Below are 22,345 nucleotides of genomic sequence, written 5' to 3' on the forward strand. Positions count from 1 at the left end.
CCCAAGATTCGCGCCATGCAGATCATCGAAGAATTGGAGCCGGCGCGACGAGGGCCTTACGCCGGAGCCGTGGGATACTTCGGGTTCTCCGGCAATATGGACATGTGTATCAATATCCGAACCGTAGTGATCAAAGGCCGGCAAGCCTACATTCAAGCCGGCGCCGGGATTGTTGCGGATTCAGTTCCCGAACATGAGTACGAAGAGACTTGCAATAAGGCCAGGGCCATGATGAAAGCCATCGAACTGGCCGAGCAGGGGCTGGAATAAACGCGTGAAACGTGAAGGTACCACGTGAAACGCGGGAACGGCGACCTGACGAGAGACGGTTCACGAACGACGAGCGACAAGCGGTGCCTATGTTGTTGATGATCGATAACTACGATTCCTTTACCTACAACCTCGTCCAATACTTCGGCGAGTTGGGAGAGGAGGTCGTCGTCTACCGCAACGATAAGATTTCTATTCCGGAGATAGAAGCCTTGAAGCCGCGCCGGCTCGTCATTTCACCGGGTCCCTGTACGCCGACTGAAGCGGGTGTCTCGGTGGAGGCCATCAGATATTTCGGCGGCAAGTTGCCGCTGCTGGGCGTCTGCCTCGGTCACCAATCTCTTGCGGTCGCCTTCGGCGGAGAGGTGATTCGCGCCGAGCGCCTCATGCATGGGAAGACGTCCATGGTCCGTCATGACGGCCGCACGATTTTTCGAGATCTCCCCAACCCGTTTGAAGCGACCCGCTATCACTCGCTCATCGTCAACCGAAAGAACCTGCCCGAGTGTTTTGAGATCAGCGCCGAAACCGCCGAGGGTGAAATCATGGGGATGCGGCACAAGACGCTTGGAATCGAAGGGGTCCAATTCCATCCGGAGTCCATTCTCACCACTGCCGGCAAGGAGCTGTTGCGCAACTTCCTGAAGTTGTAGCGCGCCCGTCGACGCGGCACCCGCCACCGGTTCGTACCATGATCAAAGACGCAATCCACAAACTGGCCGAACGGGCCAACCTGACCGAGTCGGAGGCAGAGACGGTCATGGGCGAGATCATGGATGGCAGCGCCACTCCGGCCCAGATTGCGGCGTACTTGATGGGGCTGCGGATGAAGGGGGAGACCGTCGAGGAGATTGCCGGATCGGTGTTGGCGATGCGTGCGCGAGCGACCAGAATCCGGGTCCGGGATACACAGGTCGTGGATACCTGCGGAACCGGAGGCGATCGAGCCCATACGTTCAATATCTCCACGACGGCGGCCTTTGTGGTAGCCGGAGCGGGGCTGACGGTGGCCAAACATGGCAATCGTTCGGTGTCGTCCAAATCCGGCAGCGCCGATGTCCTGGCGGCGCTGGGTGTGGCTATCAACCTGCCGCCTGAGCGGGTGTCCGATTGCGTGAACGAAGTGGGAATCGGGTTTCTCTTCGCGCCGCTGTACCACAGTGCGATGAAACACTGCGCCCAGCCGCGACAGGAATTGGGAATCCGCACCTTGCTGAATATCCTTGGGCCACTCACCAATCCGGCTGGTGCCCGGTTGCAAGTGGTGGGGGTTTTCGACGCGGGGTTGACGGAGTTGTTGGCGAAGGTGTTGCTCCACCTTGGCGCCCAACATTGTTTTGTGGTGCATGGGATGGACGGGTTGGATGAGATGACGGTGACCGATCGGACCAGAGTCTCGGAAGGGAAGGCTGGAGTGGTGTCGAGTTATGCCATCGACCCGTCTGAGTTCGGCCTCGCGCGGGTACGTCCGAAAGAGCTGGTGGGTGGAAGCGCGGAAGAGAACGCGGCCATTACACGAGAGATTTTCCGTGGGCGAAAAGGGCCGAAGCGCGACATCGTGTGCCTCAATGCGGCCCCTGCGCTTGTGGCCGGCCGCAAGGCGAAGACCCTGCAGGACGGATTTGAGTTGGCCCAACGGACGATTGATTCCGGCGCGGCGATGGAGAAATTGGAACAGTTGATCGACTTTACCAAGAAGGCCTCGTGAGATCGTGATTCTCGACCGGATCCTTGAACATAAGAAAGCGGAGATTCGTCATAAGAACAGTCGCGGCTACCTGGCGGAGCTGAAGACCAAAATCCGTGACGCGGGGCCGACGCTCGGATTCGCCGTCACGCTCGATGCGCGCCGCACGCCGACCAGGCCGGCCTTGATCGCCGAGGTCAAAAAGGCGTCTCCCAGTCTGGGGTTATTGCGGCCTGAGTTCGAGCAGCGGTTCGAGCCGGTCCGTATCGCCGAGGCCTATCGAGAGCATGGGGCGACGGCCGTCTCCGTTCTCACCGACAAAGACTTTTTCCAGGGGAATCTGGAGTATCTGGCCGACGTGAAGGAGCGGGTAGGGCTGCCGGCGCTGAACAAAGAGTTCATGGTCGCCGACATCCAATTTTACGAAGCGCGAGCCTATGGGGCAGACGCGGTGCTCTTGATTGTGGCGGGTCTGGAGAAACGCCAGTTGATCGACTTTGCGGCACTGGCTAAAGAATTGTCGCTGGACGTGTTGGTGGAGACGCACCATGAGCGCGAGCTTGATACCGTGCTTGAATGGTTGCCGGATGTGCGGTTGATTGGCATCAACAACCGGGACCTCAAGACCTTCTCGACGGATCTCGGCGTCACCATACGGTTGGCAAAGCGGATTCCTGCCGACAAACTGATCGTGAGCGAGAGTGGTATTCACAAACGCGACGATGTGGTGCGGCTGGTGGAAGCCGGTGTGCATGCCATGCTGATCGGCGAGTCGCTGATCCGGGCACAGGACATCGGGGTGAAGACTCGTGAGCTGCTGGGTGACGAGCCCAAGAAGGAGGCGCAATGAACAGGATCCTCGCGTGGAGCATGACGGTCGGCCTCTTGACCCTAGCCGGCTGCGTGAATCAGGAGATTCATGAATATTCCCCGAAGTGGGATTCCTGGATGGGCAGCAGCAAAGACGATCGCATCAAGGAGATGGGCATTCCCACCCGCTGCCATACATTCAAGGAAGGTGGTGAGGTGTGCGAGTGGATGGTCCCATTGCAGGACGGGCGTCAGGATCTGATCGGGCTCACGTTCACCCCCAAGGGACAGGTCTGCCAATGGTCCTATCGCGGATTTTACGGCATGCAAAAGAGCAAGCAGAGTTGCTGACGTGACGATGGTCAAAGTCAAAATTTGTGGCCTGACGAATGCCGAGGATGCGGCGGTGGCAGTGGAGGCGGGTGCGGATGCCGTCGGGTTTGTCTTTCACAAGAAGAGTCCTCGCTGCGCAGAAACGGCGGCGGTCAAGGCCATTGTCAAGGAACTCCCGCCTTTCGTGTTGCCGATCGGGGTGTTCGTGAATGAGGATGCCAAGGTCGTGCGGGATATCATGGACAGTTGCGGTTTGGCCCTTGCGCAGTTGCATGGCGATGAAACGGCGGCCTATTGCGAGACGTTGGGCCGCCCCGTCCTCAAGGCCATTAGGCTCAGGGACCGTGCATCATTTCTGGCCTTGGCCGAATTCCAGGGGCGTGCCGGCGTGCGCGGGTTCTTGGTGGATGCATTTTCTCCGGATGCCTACGGCGGAACGGGGCAGGTGGCTGATTGGTCCTTGGCCGCCGAAGCCGCGGCGGTGGCCCGTATTCTCCTGGCCGGCGGCTTGACGCCGGAGAATGTCGCGCAGGCCGTCGGTCAGGTTCGTCCCTACGGCGTCGACGTGAGCAGCGGCGTCGAAGCGCGACCCGGAAAGAAGGATCACGCGAAGGTTCGGACGTTTGTACAGGCTGTCAGGATGGTGTCCCGTTAGCGCGTCGTCTTTCTGATCGGTTCGGGTCCCTATCAGGGAGCGCGACGGTGGCGGACGTTTTCAGCAGGCTGTTATACTCTCGTTTTCATGATTAGCTGAAGGACACGCGATGGCAATACCAGATCGACACGGGCGATTCGGACTCTATGGCGGGCGGTACGTCCCTGAGACCCTGATGCCGGCATTGCTGGAGCTCGAAGAGATGTATCAGCGTACGCGGCGCGACCGAACCTTTCAAACCGAGTTCAAACATTACTTAACAGAATATGTGGGACGGCCGACGCCGCTCTATTGTGCGCAGCGTCTGACAAAACGGCTGGGCGGGGCGAAGATTTATCTGAAGCGCGAGGATCTCTGTCACACCGGCGCGCACAAGATCAACAATGCGATCGGGCAGGCGCTTCTGGCGAAACGCATGAAGAAGCCCCGGCTCATCGCCGAGACCGGCGCGGGGCAACACGGTGTGGCGACGGCGACGGTCGCGGCCATGTTCGGTTTGGAATGCGAAATTTACATGGGCACGGAAGACATGCAGCGACAGGCGCTGAACGTGTTCCGGATGCGGCTGCTCGGCTCGAAGGTGACCGGCGTGGACGCCGGAAGCCGGACGTTGAAAGATGCCATCAGCGAAGCGATGCGGGATTGGACCACCAACGTGCGGACGACGCACTACGTGCTGGGCTCGGTCCTGGGCGCGCATCCCTATCCGATGATGATCCGGGATTTTCAGTCCGTGATCGGCCGTGAGGCCAGGAAGCAGATTCTCGCGACGGAAGGACGGCTCCCTGATTGTTTGATCGCCTGCGTCGGCGGCGGGAGTAACGCCATGGGGCTGTTCCATGCCTTCGTGGGTGACAAGAAGGTGAAGATGATCGGCGTGGAAGCGGGTGGTCTCGGTGTGGCGAGCGGGAAACATGCGGCCAGATTTGCGGGCGGACGTCCCGGCGTGCTCCAGGGCACCATGACCTATCTCCTGCAGGATGAGAACGGCCAGGTGAATCTCACCCACTCCGTGTCGGCTGGACTGGACTATGCGGCGGTTGGACCGGAGCATAGTTATTTGAAGGAAACGAATCGTGCCGAATATACGTCGGTGACAGATGATGAAGCGTTGGCGGCCTTCGATCTGCTCGCGCGGGAAGAGGGCATCATGCCGGCGCTCGAAAGTGCCCATGCCATCGCGGAAGTCGTGAAGCGTGCCCCGAAGATGAAGAAAACGCAGATCCTTGTGGCCAACCTCTCGGGTCGTGGTGATAAGGATGTGCAGCAGGTAGCCAGAATCAAAGGCGTGACGCTGTAGCAGAAGGTTGAAAACGGCTTCCAGCGTTGTTCTCGCGGCGTGCAGAGGCTCGACGTACGCATCTGAGTACGCCTCACCTCTTTCCTTGCTGCGGCCTTGCCGGGCAGCCCGATTGAACATCCTGCCAAGGACATGCTGGTGGATGAGTGAGAGACAGGAGTAGATCGAGATGAATCGTTTAGATCAGGCATTCGGTCGATTGAAAGCACATGGAGAGAAGGCGCTCATTACGTACATCATGGCGGGTGATCCTTCGTTGCAGGACACCGAGCAATTGGTGCTGGAATTGGAGCGTGCCGGTGCCGACATCATCGAACTGGGTGTGCCCTTTTCCGATCCGATCGCCGATGGACCGGTGATTCAGCAAGCGGCAGAGCGTGGTCTGCAGAGCGGCACATCGCTCCGTAAGATTCTGGAATCGGTTCGCCGCTTGCGCGCGACGACGCAAATTCCCATCGTGCTCATGGCCTACTACAACAACATTCACGCCTTTGGTGAGGCGGAGTTCTGCGGGAAGGCGGTCGAGGCGGGCGTGGATGGCGTCATTGTGCCGGACATGCCTCCCGATGAAGCCGGTCCCTTACGTGGTCCGGCCGATGCCGCGGGGCTCCACCTGATTTTCCTCTTGGCCCCCACGAGCACGTCTTCGCGCCGGGCATATGTCGCCAAAGAGTCCGGCGGATTTGTCTATTATGTTTCCCTCACAGGCATCACTGGCGCTAAACTGAACGACATGGCGGGGGTTCGGGAGAACGTCGCCAAGATCAAGAAACATACGAAGACCCCCGTCGCCGTAGGATTTGGTGTTGCGACTCCGGAGGATGCTGCAACCGTTGCGCGCGTCGCCGACGGAGTCATCGTCGGCAGCGCGATTGTTCGTCGTGTGGGAGAGCATGGGCAGGATGGCCGACTCGTTCAGGAAGTGGGGAGCTTCGTGCGTTCCCTTAAGGCCGCGATGCAGCCGGCCTAGGCGTGCGGCGATACCCTCATTCCGTTCTGTTTCCGCGAACCCCAGTCAGATTCAACTCCAATCGGTTCTCTATTCTCACATCCGGACCGCCCGGGTGCCGTCTTTCCCCGATTCCAGAGTCATTGCTCGCCCGAATCAGATAGGACGCTGTCTCCTGTCTGGCAATCATTGACGCTTCACATGAGGAGATGCCATGGCCGTCGTTCGCCGTAAGATTGCTCGCAGCAGCCGCAAGACCACCGCAAAAAAACCTCCCGTCGGTTCGCGCCGGAAGACCGTGTCGAGGGTGCCGGCTCCTGTGCGAGAGGACCGTGTATTGCAGACGCTCCAGCAGGCACTCTTCAAGAGCTTGGCGCATGCTGAAGGGGAGGGACGTTCGCCGATCGGAGTTGCGGCTGTATTCGTGCAATCGTTTCTGCAACTGACGAAGGTTCACGCGATTGCCGTCTATGTCCGGGATGAACAGACTCGTGAAATGACCTGCCTGGCGGAAGCGGGCAGCAGTGAGGCCTCCGTGGCCGGGCAATGGCAAGCCGGCCTGACGCAGGCGGAGCAGCAGGCGCGGGTCAGTCTCGGTGAGTTACACGGCATCCGCCTGCATCGCATCGGTCGCATGGACGGCGTGGTGATGTTCCAGGCCGGGAAGTCTCAACGCGTGCCTGCACGAGCCGCTCTGTCGCTGTTGACGGCGATCGAACCCTGGTTGTCGGTGTTGCTGGACCATGCTCGATTGACCGTGAAGTATGCCGCAAAGATTCTGCGTATTCAGCATATGGAGCAGGTCAGCGATCTGTTGAATTCTTCACTGGGCGAGGAGGAGAAACTGCGGCGAGCGTTGGATGCGGCAATTCGACTCGTCGAGGCAGAAGCAGGGGCCTTGTTTCTGGGTACCGGCGATGGGTCGTTAAGGCTGTCGGCGCTCGGTGGGGAACGAGCCACCGGGCTGACCGTGCTGCAATCGATGATTGCGGCCGGGGTGCATCGTACGGGGCAAGCCGTGTTGATTACCCAGGGCGCACAGGATGTGCGGCTGGCTCCTGGCCAAGGGTGGCAGGCGGTTCTCCAGGTCGCCTCCCTGGTTTCGGTGCCGGTTCGCATGGGGGCTCGGGCCGTAGGTGTGCTGGAAGTCGTGAATCGGCGGAGCGGAAAGCCGTTCAGCAATTGGGATGTGCTGGAGCTTGCGAGTCTGTCGAATCAGTTCGGCTTGGCGATCGACAATTTGCGCAGGCGACCGGTCGGTGAGGAGGCGTGAACGAAACGTCTGGATCCTAACGCTTTTCGGGCGGCATGTACTTGATCATGTCCGTGGCGAGCTTCGTGGCAAGATCTTTCATGTCCGGGCGGATGAACAAATAGCTTTCCTGCACCTGGTGCCGGGCTTTCCACACAATCGCCCCGTTCACGGCATCGACCAGGCGCATGCTCAATCCCACGCGGGCGATATTGTCGCCTTCTTCCCGCGTATACTCCCAGGCATTGACCTTCACGACCAGCAGCGAGTCTGCGCCCAGGGCATGGCCGATCTTAATGGCTGAGTTCTTGTCGGATTGGCCGGTCGTCTCCATGCGGGAAAAATAGGTGACGAGCGCGTCGAACGCATCCTTGGTCGTCTGGAAGGTGTCGGTGACTTGATCGGGAGGGACGACCTTTTCGACGCGGCGACTCTTGATGAGCACCTTCGCGACCACTTCCTCGACGTCTTCGCGCGCACTATCGTAGGTGCCGGAGATCGGGAGGATCGCCATGGTTTTCGGGTAGAATCCACGAGCCGCCGGCCCTTCCCACATTTCCTGTAACCCGCCGCAGCCAGTCACAAGCCCCGAGAGCGTTAGGCAGAACACCACACTAAATCGTAAGAAGGTCCGTCGTGTCATGGTTTGTCTAACAAGTGTAGCAGATTGGTTCACAGCCAACAGCGCCCTAGAAGGTCAATGCAATGGACCCGGAAGCTAAAGCGGCCTGATCTCTAAAATCATACCCGCCGGCGATATCGACGCGCAAGGCGAAGATGCGAAGCCCGAAGCCTGCCGTTGGGATGAACGGGGTCTTGGCATCCTGCATGTTCTTGAAGGCACCGAGTCGGAACGACAGCAGTTCGGACAGAATCGTTTGTTCAGCCCCCAGGCTCAAGACCTGGCTGTAGACGCCGGGAGTCAGGGTATTGTTCTTGGTAATATCGACATCTGCGGTGAGCGTCAGCGAGTTATACGGGTTGACTGCGATGCCCGTGCGCACCTGCGGCAGCAGTTTGAATTTGTCGCCGTTCGGCGCATCGAACGTGGGCGCGTTAATGTCCTTCGCGACGATTCCCATCCGTAACCAGGAGGAGGGCCGGAACATGGCGCCGACATCGATGCCGAGTGCGGTGGAAATCTTGGCGCGCCCGATGTCTTCGAAGACTTTGACGTCGTCGCTCGCACCCCGAATATTGGTGGCACCGGTATAGGCCGCGCCCTGGATCACCTTCCCCGTGATGCCGATCGAGAACATGCGGTCCATGAAGGCATAGGCATAGGACAGCGCGGCCTGTCGCACTTCCAATCCGTTCATGGCGAATTGGCCGTTGACGGTCAGGTTCGAGCCATTGTTCGTAAACCCGACCGGACTGCGCAGGAAACCTCCCGCCGTCGCAACATCGGACACGTTAAACCCCAGCGCATGTTCGCCGAAGTTGCCCTTGACGTAGAATCCGCCCGAGGCGGCTGCGGTGAGATTCGTGCCCGGTCTGTTCATGCGATCGAGCTGCTGCTGGAGGCGCGCGATGTTGCCGGCAGAGGTGTCGTTCAAATTGAGATTGTTGATTTCCTTCAACGTGTCGAAGACGTCACCGCGATCGATGAACTGGCCGCTGCCCTGAATCCGCATGTCGAACTTCTTACTCATCGCCATGCCGGCTGGGTTCCAGTAGGTGGCGAGGGAATCCGACGTGGTCGCGACTCCGGCCCCGCCCATACCCATCTGCCGTGAGCCCACGAACACGAATTCGACTGCTGCGGCCTGAATCGGCAGCAAGACGACGAGCATCCAGGCGACGATGGGAAGGCTGCGACGGCAATGTGACAGCATAGGAATCAAGGGACTCTGGGTGACAGCGGTCGAATAGCGCAGTCTACGAAAAGATGCTCAACCCGTCAAGAAGCCGTGGCTGAATTTGAGGGCGTCGTCGAAATCTGTGGGGGTACGTCACCGTGCCGTGCAGCAGTTCCTCACGAGGAGATGATCATACCGTCCTGCATGGAGATGATGCGGTCGGCTTGAGCGGACAGTTTGTCGTTGTGGGTGACGATGACGAAGGTGGTGCCGCGCGAACGGTTCAGTTGTCGGAGTAGTGTGAACAACGCGTCTCCCGTGTGGCTGTCGAGATTGCCGGTCGGTTCATCGGCCAGGACGAGATCGGGCTGCTGCATCAGTGCGCGCGCCACGGAGACCCGCTGTTGTTCGCCACCCGATAGTTCGCCGGGTTTGTGGTGCAAGCGGTCGCCCAGGCCGACCTCTCCGAGGAGTTTCGTCGCCTCTCCGATGACATCGGCCATCTCCCGCTTCTGAATCATCGCCGGCAGGCAGGCATTCTCCAGCGCCGTGAACTCCGGCAGGAGGTGGTGAAATTGGAATACGAATCCTACTCGACGGTTTCTGAACTCCGCCTGCTGTTGTTCCGTGAGCTGGAACAGGTTCTGGCCCTCGAACGACACGGTGCCCTTAGTGGGCCGATCCAACGTCCCGAGAATTTGCAACAGGGTGCTCTTGCCCGCGCCGGAGGCCCCGATAATCGCGATGAGTTCGCCGCGCGCGATATGCAGGTTGATGTCGTTCAACACCACCAGTTCGCGCCCGCCCATCGGAAATGTTTTGTAGAGCCCGACGACGTCAATCATGAAACCATGTTGTCCAATACTGATATGGCGGAGTCGCTGTGCCGCGGCACTATCGTCGCGCCACGCCCCGGTCACTCACAGCGTGATCATTCATATCTCAGCGCGGCAGCCGGATCGAGTTTTGCCGCCTGGAGTGACGGATATAGGGTGGCGGCAAAACTGATGAGAATGGCCGAGCCTGCGACGAGTAACACATCCGATCCAAGGACATGCACTGGAATTTTCGAAATGTAATAAACGGTCGGATCGAAGGTCCAGAAGGTTTGGATCAACCAGAGGAACGCGTATCCGAGCGGCACGCCGATGGCCGCGCCGGAACAGCCGATGATCAGGCCGTTCAGCATAAAAATACGCATGATCCCTTTGCGTGTGGCTCCCATCGCTTTGAGAATGGCGATCTCGCGTTGTTTTTCGGTCACGATCATGGTGAGCGTGCTGACGATGTTGAACGAGGCCACGATCGTGATCAGCACGAGCAACAGGAACATCATCGTCTTTTCCAGCTTGAGGGCCGAGAACAGGTTGCGATTCATCTGCATCCAGTCGCGCGCCCAGAAGGCGAAGCCAAGCTGCTGTTCGATCGAGCGGGCCACGTCACTCGCGCGGAACACGTCGGCGACCTTCACCTCGATGCCCGTGACCGTGGCGCCCATGTTGAAAAACTTTTGCGCCTCCGCCAACTCGATGTAGGCCAGGGAGGAATCGTATTCGTACATGCCGGATTGAAAGATGCCGACGACGACGAATTGCCGGATTTTTGGCGTCATGCTGGCGCCCGTAATCGGCCCCACGGGTGACACCACGTTCAGGGTGTCGCCGGGGAAGACCCCAAGGCGCATCGACAGCTCTTTCCCGAGAATGATGCCGGGCCGCATGGCCGTATCCGGACCGTTCGGTTCCCGTTCTTTCTCGGGAATGACGACTTTGCTCGTGTGTGAGAGGTCGTCCAGGTTGCCGGTGATGAGATTATGGGCGAGTTCAGTCACCGTGCCTTCACGCGCAGGGTCGATGCCGCGCAGGATGATGCCCTGAACCCCTGAGGAGGAGGTCAGCAGCACCTGCCGAAAGATAAACGGAGTGGCGGCAACCACCTCCGGAACAGCGGCGACCTTCTTGACCTGCTCTTCGTACTCGGACATGGACTCCTTCATGCGGTCGTTCACGAGGATGTGCGCCGTGGTGCCGAGGATCTTCGCCTGGACGTCCTCCTTGAACCCGGTCATGATGCCGACCGTGCCGATCAACGCGGCCACGCCGAGCGTGATCCCGACGATGGAGACGATGGTATTGAACGAGATGGTGCGATTGCGTCGTTTCGCGCGCAGGTATCGGAGGCCGATATAGATTTCGTAGGGCAGCGCCATGTCTTACTTTTCAGGCCTCAGTTGCGGGAAGAGCACCACATCCCGGATGGAGGCCTGATTGGTAAAGAGCATGACCAGCCGATCGATCCCGATGCCTTCACCGGCCGTGGGCGGCATGCCGTATTCGAGGGCCCGCAGGAAATCTTCGTCCACTCGATGGGCCTCCTCGTCGCCGGCGGCATGTTGCGCCGCCTGAGCCTCGAAGCGTTCCCGTTGATCCAGCGGGTCATTCAACTCGGAAAACGCGTTGGCCAGTTCGCGCCCCGCGATGTAGAGCTCGAACCGATCGGTCAAGGACGGATCGGAATCCTTCCTGCGCGCGAGGGGGGAGATCTCAATCGGATAGTCGGTGATGAAGGTCGGTTGTTGCAGTTGTGGCTCGACCGTCTCCTCGAACATGTCGTTCAGGATGTTGACGAGGGAAGCTTGAGGATCGACGTCGACGCCAAGCCGCTTGGCAGCCGCAAGGGCCTCGTCGCGATTCTTGAGCACCGAGGGCGGTAAGCTGTTCACCTCTAAGATTGCCTGGTGGTACGACCAGCGTCGCCAGGGCGAGCCCAGTTGGATCTGTGTGCCCTGATACTCGATCGTTGTCGTGCCGAAAATGTCCTGGGCCAAACGGCTGAAGAGTTCTTCCGTCAGCACGATGAGGTCATGGTAGTCGGCATAGGCGACGTAAAACTCCAGCATCGTGAATTCAGGGTTGTGGATCGTCGAGATCCCTTCATTTCGAAAGTTGCGGTTAATTTCGAAGACGCGGGGAAATCCACCCACGATCAAGCGCTTGAGATAGAGTTCCGGCGCGATTCGGAGATACAGCTCGGCGTCCAATGCATTGTGGTGGGTGACGAAGGGTTTGGCTGCCGCGCCGCCGGGAATCGGATGCATCATCGGCGTTTCCACCTCCAGGAACCCGCGCTCGTTGAGAAATGCGCGAATGCCTGAGACGATTCGGCTGCGCAGGGCAAAGATCTGGTGCACCTGCGGATTGGCGATGAGATCCACATACCGCTGACGGTATCTGGTCTCGACATCGGTGAGGCCGTGCCATTTTTCCGGTAGGGGACGGAGGGCCTTGCTCAAAAAGGTGAGGGTCTTGGCTTCGACGGTGAACTCATTGGTCTTGGTGCGGAACAGGGTGCCGGTCACGCCGATCCAATCGCCCAAATCCAGCCCTTCGGAGATCTGGTGAGTCTGCTCACCCAGCGTATCTTTCTTCAAATACACCTGCAGGCGTTCCGAGCCGTCCTGTAACACGGCAAAGGCAGCCTTGCCGAACCGGCGTAGTCCGACGATGCGGCCGGCGATGGTGCACCCGATCTGTTCCTGCTCGAGCGTGTCTTTCGTTTTCTCGCCGTGCAGGCGGACGAGCTGCCCGGCCCGGTCCTTGACCTCGAAACGTGTGCCGTAGGGGGCCACGCCGAGCTGGCGGAGCTGATCCAGTTTCTTGATGCGTTGCTGACGCTGATCGTTCAATTCATCCATCGGTACTCTCTCGTCGTTCATATCTCGTCGCGCGTGGTTCGCGTACGGTGTTCCACGAGCGACGCGTCACGTTAAAGGTCGTCGTCTTTCATGGCGATCGGCTCGGGTGCCTTGCCGCCGGTCATTTTTCTTTGGAGATAGGCTTCGATGAATCCGTCTAGTTCGCCGTCCATGACGGCGGACACCTGGCCGACCTCATGTCCGGTCCGATGGTCTTTGACCATTTGGTATGGCTGAAACACGTAGGAACGGATTTGACTGCCCCAGGCGATATCCTTTTTCTCGCCGACAATCGCGTTGAATTCGGCTTCCTTCTTACGTTGTTCCAGCTCAAACAAGCGGGCGCGCAAAATCTTCATGGCTCCGTTGCGGTTTTGGAGCTGGGACCGCTCGTTTTGGCATTGCACGACGATACCGGTCGGGATGTGTGTAATGCGAATGGCGGTTTCCACTTTGTTGACGTTTTGCCCTCCGGCGCCGCCGGCGCGGAACGTATCAATCCGGAGGTCCTTGTCTTCGATCACGACCTGCACATCATCGTCCAGCTCGGGATAGACAAACACGGAGGCGAAGGACGTATGGCGGCGTTTGTTTGCGTCAAACGGGGAGATCCGCACCAGGCGATGCACGCCGGCTTCGGCTTTCAGATAGCCATAGGCGTAGGGGCCGTTGACGGACAATGTCGCGCTCTTAATGCCGGCTTCTTCGCCAGCCTGCAAATCCAGGGTTTCGACCTTGAATCCTTTTTGTTCCGCCCATCGCACATACATGCGGAGCAGCATTTGCGCCCAGTCCTGAGACTCGGTGCCACCGGCGCCAGGGTGGATGGCAAAGATCGCGTTGTTCGCATCCAGTTCGCCCGAGAGCAACAGTTCGATGCGAAACTGGGCGACGGATTTTTCGAATGGGTCGAGTTCGGCCGTCAGCTCCTGCTCCAACCCGGCGTCCCCCGATTCCAGCGCTAATTCCAGCAGCGCCTCGATGTCGCTTTGGCGGCGTTCGGTGTCCCGCCATCGGGAGAGTTCGCGGTCTAACGCAGCTTTGCGGCGATTGACCTTGGCGGCGGCCTGCGTATCTTTCCAGAAATCAGGCTGGGAGGTTTTGAGTTCGATGTCGTTGAGTTCAGCCGTCATCCGAGCCAGGTCAAAGATGCCCCCGTAATTGAGCCAACTGTTCGCCAAGGGTGCGCACACGGGTCCGGACATCATCTAACATGGCACGTTCCTTTCTTTCTCACGCTGGTCGCCCGGCTGGTTCTCCACCGGCGGGTTCCGTGTCGTGCGAGAAGTAGCCGGTCAGGCACAAAAGCGCGATGAGTATAGCACAGGCATACGCAAAGAGATCACCGTATTGGGAGTAAAAGGTCTGTTGATGGCTGACGGGAATCGTCCCCCGCAGCGCCTCTTGGGTGAAGATCGATGACTGCTGCAACACGCGGCCATACGGATCGATGAATCCGGAGATGCCGGTATTCGCCGCCCGCGCGAACGCGACATGGTTTTCCACGGCGCGAAAGACGACCATGCCGAAGTGTTGATAGGGTGCCGAGGATGGGCCGAACCACGCGTCGTTTGTCACCGTGACCATGAAGTCGGCGCCGTTCGCCGCGAACTGCCGCACGAGGTTGGGGAAGATCACTTCGTAACAAATCACGACGCCGAACTTGAGATGGAAGTCGGGGTTGGTCGCGGCGGCTGCCAGCGGAGGAGATTTCTCATGGGGCTTGAACATCAACAGGGTCGAGCCGGGACCGGCTTCGAAGTCCCCGATTCCTTCCACAAGCTTATCGAGAAAGAACAGCAGCGAGTTATGAAACGGAATGTATTCACCGAAGGGCACGAGGTGTTGTTTGTCGTATCGACCCAGGATTTGGCCGTCCGTCGCGAGGAGGTACGCGCTGTTGAGAAGGAACGGGCGGCCGTCCGGGTGCCGCCGCAAGGCCGGACTGCCGAACAGGAGAGGCGCTCCGGCGCGCCGTACCATGTCGCCCACGAGGAGCCGGTATTGTGGCTCCATCTCATACACGAAGGGCGTGGCGGCTTCCGGCCATACGATGAGATCCAGGTTGTCGCCGAGTCCCGTCGTGAGGCGATCGAATCGCGACATCGTTTCCTGCCGGAATGCGACATCCCATTTTTGAGCCTGTTCGACGTTCGGTTGCACGACTCCGACGGACAACGTGCGAGCCTGCACATGCTGAGCGGCCGACAGGAGTGTGGTGCCGTAAAACAGGGCCACCCCGAATCCGGCGCCGGCGGCGACCGAGGAGGGCCAGGGGAACGAGCGAATCTGAAAACCACGATAGGCCTTGAAGCTCCAGATCAGTGTTTCCGCCAGGGCGGCATTGACCAACACCAGAAGAAACGAGACGCCATAGACGCCGAAATGATCGGCAAACTGGATAATGGGCAGCCACTGATATTGAGAGTACCCGAAGAGCGCCCAGGGCAGGCCGGAGAGAAAGTACGTGCGGATCAACTCCAGGGTGACCCAGAGAAAGGGTGCCGGCAGAAACCCCAAGGTGGGAAACGCCGTTCTGATCCACGACAGGGCTCCGGCATAGACGGCCAGATACAGCCCGAGATAGATCGTGAGCAACAGCATGACGAGTGTGGCAATCGGGAAGGGTACTTTGCCGTACACGTTCATTGCGGTGATGACCCAGAACATCGCTCCCGTAAAGGCGACCGACCCCGCAAGCCAACCGACACGGAACGCGCGCCGTGGAGCAGCATATTCCACCGCGATATGCAGGGGAACCAAGGCGAACCAGGCGATGAGGCCGAAATCAAATGCCGGAAAGGAGAGGGGGTAGAGAAAACCGCTCGCGCAGGCAAGCAGAATGAGGCGTGCGCGGGAGATGGTCATTGCCGCTAACTTAACGAAAGCATTAGAGAGATTCAACAGGCCACTGCGAGAAGGGCTTGCCGGGCCCTTCAGCGTGCCGATGCGGCTCAGTCGGTAAGGTCAGTGGCCTGGTCGTCCACCGGGCGGCGCGATCCGGCCCGGAAACCCGGAGGCGGTCGGTTGCTGGGGTTGCGGATTGGCCATTGCTTTGGGGGAAAGCGGGAGGAGCGGTGCGGGCGTGAGCCGATTCGGCGGTGGCGTGGTTCCAAGGGGCGTGAGTACGCCCGACGAGGCACCGGAGAGCGCATTGATGCCGGGGGACGGCAGTCCCGTTCCCACTGTGGTGGGGTGCGTGATGCCATGAGCATCCGAGTAGATGGCGTCGCTCCCGCTGAGGGGAGATAACAGACCGTTCGTGCCGTCCGGCTGTCGAACCGGGGATGATTGGGCGCTGGTGTGGGAGATCGGGCCCAGGAGTGAGCCGCATGTCAGGAGTAGGATAAGCCTCATCGTGAGCATGGTGCGTCCTCTGAGAGCGCGAGTGAATCAAGACTGACAGGCCCATGGTCATTGTATCAGACGGCTCGCCGCTTCCCCGCACATGATCCTGTTGCTCTTTTGCGAATGACGATGGCCGGGAAGCCGCACCGGTCCTCAACTTTTCCCGTATTGACCGATTTTTTCCCCAGGCGTAGACTGATTTCAGCAATTCAGTACCACCCTTTCTGCAGGTGGTCACATGGTCCTCCGTGGCGAACATGACCGCCGCTGTGACCAAGCCAGCCTTGGCCCGAGAGGGCTCTGCGGCGTTTCCCCTCAACAACCTCACGCTTCAGCAATGTTCGGCTCGCCTGTTGTGCTTCGTGCGACCGAAACCACCATACATGCCGGTCAGTGTCACCACGTTGAAAAAAAGGAGGTCTGTCTATGCAGGCTGGACTCCAGGTCTGTGTCGTGTAGAGAACGGCGTGCCGGTGTCCTACCTGCGTGCCGCGCGCCGAGCTAGGCTGAGGCAGGAAGGAGGGTGCCATGGGACGAAAATATGACCTCGTCGATGTCATGGCTGCCATCGGACTGGTAGCGACCTTGTTTGGAGGATATCTACTCGTGACGGCTGCCGATGGATTCTGGCAGGCTCCCAGTACTCCCCGTATGAGCAGTGCCATCGCCGGGACCGACCCTGCCGCCGGAATGCAGTATCTGCAGCCGGTGCTCGGGCAAGCGATCGTGCAGGACCTGTTGCTTGATCGGGAGGCCGAGGCGGTGCTGTCCGCTTCCAGTATGGAGTTAAATCGTGCAGTCGTGGAATCACAAGCTATGGAGACGTCTATCCTGAGTCCCTTGGTGGTCGCGGAATTGCGCGCCTACGGACAGGACGTCGATCATCGTGCGCGTATGCAATATGTCATGGGCAAGTCCGTGGTGAATCAGACCAGGCGAGGAATCTTCAGCGGGATCTTGTCTGTGGAGCAGGACGGTGGAGAGTTCAATCGCAACCTGATTCGTACGGCCGAATTGACGGGACAACGGATGCATGACGAGTTCGTCGCGACCAGGCAGGCGGCGCTGGGACGGTCGATCGTCGATGCCATTGTGGACGAAGAACGGATGACCGCGGCGTCGCAGGAACGGGTCGGTCGAGCTGTCGTCCAGGTGACGCAGGCGCAGGAAGGGTATGCCGAAGCCAAGGCGGAGCGGCAGATTCAGCTGGCGAGCGCGACGGTCGCGGCGGTTCGTACCGATGCGTTGATGGATCGGTTGGCGCGGCTGGAGGAGATGTCGCAGGAACGGACGATGGTCTCGTATCACAGGAATGCGACCGCAGATGTCTCGCGCGGATTACTGATCCTGGCCTGCGTGGGTCTGATCGCCTTGTTCGTCGGCGGGTTGGCGTTCAGCACGCGCAAGGACGAGATGCAGAGCATCCCGATCTGGAAGCTGGACACGCTACTGCACTTGCACCGGTCGGGACGATAACGGCGTCCCCCTGGGAATCGATGGACGATTCCCAGGGGGCTGAGGAGGGTGACCATGTCGTGGGAAAACTGGGCTGTGGCGATCGGCCTCGGCGCGCTCTTGATGATGTTCTTCGTGCTGATGGAAATGTTCTTCGCCGGCCCTCGCCATCCGTTGGATCACTCGCAGCATAAATAGTCGGTCGCGGTGAGGACGAAGGGCGACGGGCTCGTTGCGCATCGAGAAACGGCGCGTCATCCCCGTCGTTATGAAGTTGAGGTGTTCAATTTAGGCAGGACCAGAGGCCCGGGAGCATCACTTTGGCCATGGCTTTGAGTTCCGATTCTGATTGAGGCGGGACTCCCGAGAGAGCGATGCCGAAGTCGTGTCCTTTCGACCAACGGACCGTTGCTCTACGCACAAGCATGGGCGTGTCCGGAGTCGGTTGGATGACAATGACGACCAACTCCATGCCCACCGTGACCGCTTCCCTTCCTCGAATCCGTCCCCCGACATTGGTAAAATCTTCGGTGACACCGATGGTCTGAAATGCGCCATTCGAATAGTAGATCGGGTATTGGACGTGGATGCGTTTGGTCCCACGGTCACGATATGCCGTATTCATGTCGATTCGATTCCTTTCGTCCGCCGGTACGTGTTCTTCCTTCTCTCCGCAAGCATCGCTTCAGGAGAGAGCCTGCGGGTTGCTGATACCACATCAGTGCGGCGGCCATGAGGCCGCCCATGCAATCATGTACGATGTCGGGGAGGGACGCTTCACGGCTGGGAGTTGTTCCCTGTGCGACCTCGGTCCAAATTCCAAAAACTACAGTGAAGAAGACCCCAACCGGGGCGGCGTACGGCAACGGCCATCCGCGCCGACGCAATCCCCAGATGACCAACCAGGTGAGCATGCCGTAGGCGGGGATGTGCGCCTCATCGCGCCAGTTTGTCGGCACGATGTCGATGATGTGTCCGGTTACCCCCATGCCTGGTGCAGCTACGGCGAGCCCCAGGAGTAACACCATGTACCCTATGATGACGGCACCGACGAACAACATGTGTGGGATCGTCTCCGGCAACGGCTTGTAACCAGCGGAGAGTACCGTGCAGTGTGGAAGAATCACCATCAGCCGTTCGGCCGAAGCGCTAGTGCTTTGGAGGGGCGGAGTTCGCGAGAGATCGGGGAACGTTGCGGGGCGTCGGAGCGGGCGGGCTGGGGTGTTTCAACCTTTTTTGTCGGGGGTCTGGTGATGCCACTCGTTGGGTGTGCTCGCGTAGGCCTGATAGGCCTGGCCGAATCCGAGTACCAGATGCGCATCCTGCATCTTCAGCTCCCACAAGGCAAAGTCGCCGAACCCGAACATCATCTTCGACTGGGGGAACTTCTTCAGATATCGTGTTTTGACCGACTCATAGGCGTCGTGTTCGACGGGGAGGAGGCTTGCGGTTCCCATCAAATTTAGCCGTTGCAGGGCCAGGGGGTTTTTCTCCGGCTCATCGGGTTCCGCAATGAACAGACTGACACGAGAATCCTTCAACAAATGTTGGGTATGCAGCGCCAGGCGGCTGAGGTGGAGGTAGACATGCGACCAATCCTTGTCCAGCAGATAGGGGACATGTGAGCCAAACGGGTGTCCGTTTCTGAGGGTCAGCAGGACGCCGGTTCGCAACTGTGCGATCAGCTGTTCGTAGGCGGCTTGAATTTCCTCATTTGGCTTGGGCTCTTGCATCGGCATCGTGTCACCTCCCTCGGTTCATTGTAGCTGGCCGTTCGCAATTGTCCAGCGGGAGCGGCATGCGCTCGAGCATGCCGCTCATCCCGCTTTGCCTGGCGCAACACAGCAGGATATGATGGAGCGGCAAACGACCAATGGACCGGCCGAGACGGGAAGGGAGAGGCAGACGATGAAACAGTGGCACTGGGGCGTGATGGTAGCAGGGGTATGTATGTCGATCGGGCTGACCGGCTGTGGCGGAAAGCACGCGGAGATCAAAGAAGACCGGCTGACCGTCGGACGGGTACAGGGCGAAGTGAAGGTCGGCATGTCGGCTGCGCAGGTGGCTGAATTGCTGGGCTCGCCGAATATCGTGACCACGGACGACAAGCGCCGTGAGGTGTGGATCTACGACAAGGTCTCGACCGATCGTGTCGACACGTCGAGTTCTACCTACGCCGGATTGATTATTCTGGGCGCGAACTCCAGCGACCATTCCAGTTCGCAGCGTCAACGGACCTTGACGATCATCATCAAATACGACGAAGAGAAGAAGGTTCGCGATTTTGCCTACAACTCGACGCAGTTTTAAGCCGACGGTTCAAGTGGGAGCGCGAGTCGTGGCGGCCATCGTCGTTGCCCTGGGTTGGCCGCTGGTGGTGAGCGGGTGTGCTCAGCAGCGGGCTCAACCGGCTGAGTTTTTTCAATTGACGCCGGAAAGCAGCGCGAATCGAGCCATGCAAACGCGGGTGTTCGAGACTCCCACCGATCACGAATTGTTGTCGGCCTCGGCGGCCGCCCTGCAGGATCTCGGATTTCAGATCGAGGAGAGTGTGGGGGAGGTGGGGTTCCTGCGGGCGGCGAAAGAACGGAGTGCGCGCGAGTACGGGCAGTACCGGAATCGGTTTTTCGTGTGGCTGCTGACGCTCGGCCATGTCCTCATTCCAATCGACCTGCACCAGAAGATTGCGGCGACCATCGTGGCCAGGCCCGTCGCCGAAGACCACTCGCGGCACGAGGTGCGGATCATCTTCTATCGCGTGGTGTGGAAAGGGGACGGGCAGGCCGACCGCAATTACATCCCGCCGGGCGAACAACAAATGGAGATGATTCGCGATCAGGACATCTATCAGCAATTTTTTGCGAAACTCTCCAAGGCGGTCTTCCTGGAGCCGCATGCAATCTAAGCGCGAGGACACATGAACTGGACGTGGAGCTTTCAGGCGATGGTGCTGGCGGGGGGCATGATACTGCTACACGGGTGTGTCGCGCCGGAGCCTCGGCAGGAACTCTTCGCGCCGACCGATGCACAAATGAAAATCCGGAGCGCGCAGACGCGTTCGTTCGAGGTGAAAGATCAGACCGTCGCCATGCGAGGGGTCATTGCGGCCTTGCAGGATCTGGGGTTCATCATCGAACGGGCCAACGAACCGCTCGGACTCGTCACGGCGGCCCGCTTCGCCGAACCCAACTATTACGACGTGCTCGGCGTCACGGTGACGGTGCGGGCCCAGGAGGCCGGGAAGACCATGATTCGGGCCAATGCGATCTATAACAGTAAGCCCATCGACGATCCCAAGGTCTATCAGAATTTCTTTGCGGCGGTCGAGCGGTCGTTGTTTTTGGTGAAGGATTAGCCGGTGCGGCGTCTGTTGCGCTCAGAAACGATCAGCACAGGACCTGTCAGGTTCGTCCGCGGCCTCGCAATGGCTGGTGTTCTGTTGGTGCTCCTGTCGGCAGCTGCCTGTTCGCCCTATGAATGGCGTCACGAAAACCAGTGGGAGTCGCGTGATCAGATCTGGCTGTCTGAAGCCAGTCAGGTGAAAGTGCGAGCCGCGCAAAGTCGTGTCTTCGACACCACCGATCGTCTGAAAACCATCCAGGCAGTCGTGTCGGCGTGTCAGGATCTGGGGTTTGCCGTGGAGGTGCTCGATGAAACGTTGGGCATCGTCTCTGCTAAGAAGTTCGACGACTATGAATCCTCTCGCCTCCGTGACGCGTCCTATCATCTCTACCGGGACGATGGTCTCCTCATACTCACGCGGCAGTTCCGAAGCTGGGGCCCCTTTTACCATCGCAGCAATCTTGTGCGCCTGACCGTGACGGTTCGGCCGCGAGGGACGACGCAACTGGTCGTGCGGGCCAGCGCGCAGTATTATTTGAAAGCCGTCGAATCTCCTGAACCATACCAACAGTTCTTCCGCACCCTCGAGCAGGCGCTGTTCATACAGGCAAATATGCTTCAGTAGGCAGCCTGTGCCCCACGACCGATCTGAACGGCTGGAGTCGATTGAGGACTAGCTGCTCGATTGGCCGACGGCGATCTTCTGACCTCCGTTCAGCTTTCCGGACGTGAAGACCGGATCGAGGTTAAACGCGACACTGATGCGAGGTGCGACCCCCCGGTAGGTATTGACCGCATGAAACAGCCAGCCAGGAAACAGCAGACATTGGCCGGAGGTGGGGGTATACGAGATGCTGGTACCGGCATCATGCAACTCGGTCATGCTGTATTGCAGGTAGGGCGCCAGCATGCGCGGCAGGCAGCCGCGTGGATCGTAAATCTGTAATTCGCCGCCCTTCGTCTCCTGCGGACACACTTCACCGACATCGACGTAATAGACCCCGGCCCAAAAACTGCCCGGGTGTGAGTGGGCCGCATTGGCGCCGCCATTCCGTTGTACGTTCGCCCACACCTCGACCACATCCCAATCAGGCCGGCAGCCCCCATGCCCGCAGCGTTCAGAGAGAGTCGTGACTTGTTTGGCGACTTCGATCACCGGAGCAAATAACGCGCGTAACGGCTCACCCGCCCACTCCAGCATCGACAGGTCGTGGGGAGAAGACCAGCCGATGACCTCCGTATCCCGATGGGGCGGAACGGAGGCCTCTCGTTGCAAAATCAACGTGGAGAGTGTTGCGTTGATGCGTTCGTGGTCAGCCGGAATGAAGGCCAGCAGAGGCGTGGAGAAGAGCGGAGTAATGTGGATCTCGATCTCGGTCGGCATGGAGGACATCCCATACTGCGCTACGACCGTCGATTCGCCGCACGGTAGCTGCCCGTGCAAACGAATG

26 protein-coding genes are annotated in these 22,345 nt (G+C 59.4%); 14 read left to right on the plus strand and 12 right to left on the minus strand.

The genetic code is table 11. From position 1 onward, the window contains the following. The 9 genes from JNL86_12460 to JNL86_12500 all read left to right on the plus strand — a co-directional run. The coding region (locus JNL86_12460) for a chorismate-binding protein (GenBank protein ID MBL8043720.1) at positions 1-270 on the plus strand (270 nt) is incomplete at its 5' end. 89 nt (positions 271-359) lie between these two features. Continuing rightward, complete coding sequence (pabA, locus tag JNL86_12465) at positions 360-923, plus strand: aminodeoxychorismate/anthranilate synthase component II (protein MBL8043721.1); 564 nt, start codon at positions 360-362, stop codon at positions 921-923. Between the two features lie 38 nt (positions 924-961). Further along, complete coding sequence (gene trpD / locus JNL86_12470) at positions 962-1,978, plus strand: anthranilate phosphoribosyltransferase (protein ID MBL8043722.1); 1,017 nt, start codon at positions 962-964, stop codon at positions 1,976-1,978. A 4-nt stretch (positions 1,979-1,982) separates the two neighbouring features. Beyond that, complete coding sequence (trpC, locus tag JNL86_12475) at positions 1,983-2,807, plus strand: indole-3-glycerol phosphate synthase TrpC (GenBank protein MBL8043723.1); 825 nt, start codon at positions 1,983-1,985, stop codon at positions 2,805-2,807. Then, positions 2,804-3,118: a hypothetical protein gene (locus JNL86_12480; GenBank protein ID MBL8043724.1), complete on the plus strand. Its 315-nt coding sequence runs from the start codon at positions 2,804-2,806 to the stop codon at positions 3,116-3,118. The genes trpC and JNL86_12480 overlap by 4 nt, the downstream gene beginning before the upstream one ends. Before the next feature lie 7 nt (positions 3,119-3,125). Further along, positions 3,126-3,755 (plus strand): phosphoribosylanthranilate isomerase, encoded by a 630-nt coding sequence (locus JNL86_12485; protein MBL8043725.1) that lies wholly within the window; start codon positions 3,126-3,128, stop codon positions 3,753-3,755. A 109-nt stretch (positions 3,756-3,864) separates the two neighbouring features. Then, on the plus strand, positions 3,865-5,055 hold the full coding sequence (gene trpB, locus JNL86_12490; protein MBL8043726.1) for a tryptophan synthase subunit beta: 1,191 nt from the start codon (positions 3,865-3,867) through the stop codon (positions 5,053-5,055). A gap of 169 nt (positions 5,056-5,224) precedes the next feature. Then, positions 5,225-6,025 carry a tryptophan synthase subunit alpha gene (locus JNL86_12495; protein MBL8043727.1) on the plus strand — a complete coding sequence of 267 codons (801 nt, stop codon included), beginning with the start codon at positions 5,225-5,227 and terminating at the stop codon, positions 6,023-6,025. Positions 6,026-6,218: 193 nt separating this feature from the next. Next, positions 6,219-7,277, plus strand: a complete 1,059-nt coding sequence (locus JNL86_12500; GenBank protein ID MBL8043728.1) for a GAF domain-containing protein — start codon at positions 6,219-6,221, stop codon at positions 7,275-7,277. 16 nt (positions 7,278-7,293) lie between these two features. Here JNL86_12500 and JNL86_12505 read toward each other — a convergent pair whose 3' ends face one another. The 8 genes from JNL86_12505 to JNL86_12540 all read right to left on the minus strand — a co-directional run bounded on the left by JNL86_12505 (position 7,294) and on the right by JNL86_12540 (position 16,115). Next, positions 7,294-7,899, minus strand: coding sequence for a hypothetical protein (locus JNL86_12505; GenBank protein MBL8043729.1), 606 nt, complete (start codon positions 7,897-7,899; stop codon positions 7,294-7,296). Between the two features lie 46 nt (positions 7,900-7,945). Beyond that, positions 7,946-9,091 (minus strand): conjugal transfer protein TraF, encoded by a 1,146-nt coding sequence (gene traF, locus JNL86_12510; protein MBL8043730.1) that lies wholly within the window; start codon positions 9,089-9,091, stop codon positions 7,946-7,948. A gap of 140 nt (positions 9,092-9,231) precedes the next feature. Then, a complete protein-coding gene (locus JNL86_12515; protein MBL8043731.1) occupies positions 9,232-9,900 on the minus strand; it encodes an ABC transporter ATP-binding protein in 669 nt (222 codons plus the stop codon). 86 nt (positions 9,901-9,986) lie between these two features. After that, a complete protein-coding gene (locus JNL86_12520; GenBank protein MBL8043732.1) occupies positions 9,987-11,264 on the minus strand; it encodes an ABC transporter permease in 1,278 nt (425 codons plus the stop codon). 3 nt (positions 11,265-11,267) lie between these two features. Continuing rightward, positions 11,268-12,770: a lysine--tRNA ligase gene (lysS, locus tag JNL86_12525; GenBank protein ID MBL8043733.1), complete on the minus strand. Its 1,503-nt coding sequence runs from the start codon at positions 12,768-12,770 to the stop codon at positions 11,268-11,270. A 50-nt stretch (positions 12,771-12,820) separates the two neighbouring features. After that, positions 12,821-13,964, minus strand: a protein-coding gene (gene prfB / locus JNL86_12530) for a peptide chain release factor 2 (protein MBL8043734.1) whose coding sequence is annotated in 2 segments (ribosomal slippage) — positions 12,821-13,894 and positions 13,896-13,964 — 1,143 coding nt in all. Because the reading frame shifts where the segments join, the coding sequence is not laid out codon by codon here. An 18-nt stretch (positions 13,965-13,982) separates the two neighbouring features. Further along, positions 13,983-15,617: an apolipoprotein N-acyltransferase gene (gene lnt / locus JNL86_12535; GenBank protein MBL8043735.1), complete on the minus strand. Its 1,635-nt coding sequence runs from the start codon at positions 15,615-15,617 to the stop codon at positions 13,983-13,985. Positions 15,618-15,716: 99 nt separating this feature from the next. Next, the gene (locus JNL86_12540) at positions 15,717-16,115 is read right to left on the minus strand and encodes a hypothetical protein (protein MBL8043736.1); all 399 of its coding nucleotides are present in this window, start codon (positions 16,113-16,115) and stop codon (positions 15,717-15,719) included. A gap of 510 nt (positions 16,116-16,625) precedes the next feature. On the opposite strand from JNL86_12540, the gene JNL86_12545 reads away from it, so the two are divergent. Further along, positions 16,626-17,573, plus strand: a complete 948-nt coding sequence (locus JNL86_12545; GenBank protein ID MBL8043737.1) for a hypothetical protein — start codon at positions 16,626-16,628, stop codon at positions 17,571-17,573. 262 nt (positions 17,574-17,835) lie between these two features. Here JNL86_12545 and JNL86_12550 read toward each other — a convergent pair whose 3' ends face one another. The 3 genes from JNL86_12550 to JNL86_12560 form a co-directional block, all read right to left on the minus strand. Continuing rightward, the gene (locus tag JNL86_12550; protein ID MBL8043738.1) at positions 17,836-18,177 is read right to left on the minus strand and encodes a PilZ domain-containing protein; all 342 of its coding nucleotides are present in this window, start codon (positions 18,175-18,177) and stop codon (positions 17,836-17,838) included. After that, positions 18,158-18,613: a VanZ family protein gene (locus JNL86_12555; protein MBL8043739.1), complete on the minus strand. Its 456-nt coding sequence runs from the start codon at positions 18,611-18,613 to the stop codon at positions 18,158-18,160. Before JNL86_12555 ends, JNL86_12550 begins: the two co-directional genes overlap by 20 nt. Before the next feature lie 165 nt (positions 18,614-18,778). After that, the gene (locus tag JNL86_12560; GenBank protein MBL8043740.1) at positions 18,779-19,291 is read right to left on the minus strand and encodes a pyridoxamine 5'-phosphate oxidase family protein; all 513 of its coding nucleotides are present in this window, start codon (positions 19,289-19,291) and stop codon (positions 18,779-18,781) included. A 169-nt stretch (positions 19,292-19,460) separates the two neighbouring features. Between JNL86_12560 and bamE the strand changes: the two genes are divergently transcribed. Genes bamE through JNL86_12580 form a run of 4 tightly spaced genes read left to right on the plus strand, consistent with a single transcriptional unit; the run spans position 19,461 to position 21,519 of the window. Then, positions 19,461-19,862 carry an outer membrane protein assembly factor BamE gene (gene bamE / locus JNL86_12565; GenBank protein MBL8043741.1) on the plus strand — a complete coding sequence of 134 codons (402 nt, stop codon included), beginning with the start codon at positions 19,461-19,463 and terminating at the stop codon, positions 19,860-19,862. Between the two features lie 13 nt (positions 19,863-19,875). Then, a complete protein-coding gene (locus JNL86_12570; GenBank protein MBL8043742.1) occupies positions 19,876-20,457 on the plus strand; it encodes a hypothetical protein in 582 nt (193 codons plus the stop codon). A 12-nt stretch (positions 20,458-20,469) separates the two neighbouring features. Next, a complete protein-coding gene (locus tag JNL86_12575; protein ID MBL8043743.1) occupies positions 20,470-20,907 on the plus strand; it encodes a hypothetical protein in 438 nt (145 codons plus the stop codon). Positions 20,908-20,910: 3 nt separating this feature from the next. Beyond that, positions 20,911-21,519 (plus strand): hypothetical protein, encoded by a 609-nt coding sequence (locus JNL86_12580; GenBank protein MBL8043744.1) that lies wholly within the window; start codon positions 20,911-20,913, stop codon positions 21,517-21,519. Positions 21,520-21,567: 48 nt separating this feature from the next. Here JNL86_12580 and JNL86_12585 read toward each other — a convergent pair whose 3' ends face one another. Next, the gene (locus tag JNL86_12585; protein MBL8043745.1) at positions 21,568-22,278 is read right to left on the minus strand and encodes a 2OG-Fe(II) oxygenase family protein; all 711 of its coding nucleotides are present in this window, start codon (positions 22,276-22,278) and stop codon (positions 21,568-21,570) included. Positions 22,279-22,345: the final 67 nt, after the last annotated feature.

It is taken from the genome of Nitrospira sp. (genome assembly GCA_016788885.1).
In the GTDB taxonomy this organism is placed as follows: Bacteria; Nitrospirota; Nitrospiria; order Nitrospirales; family Nitrospiraceae; genus Nitrospira_A.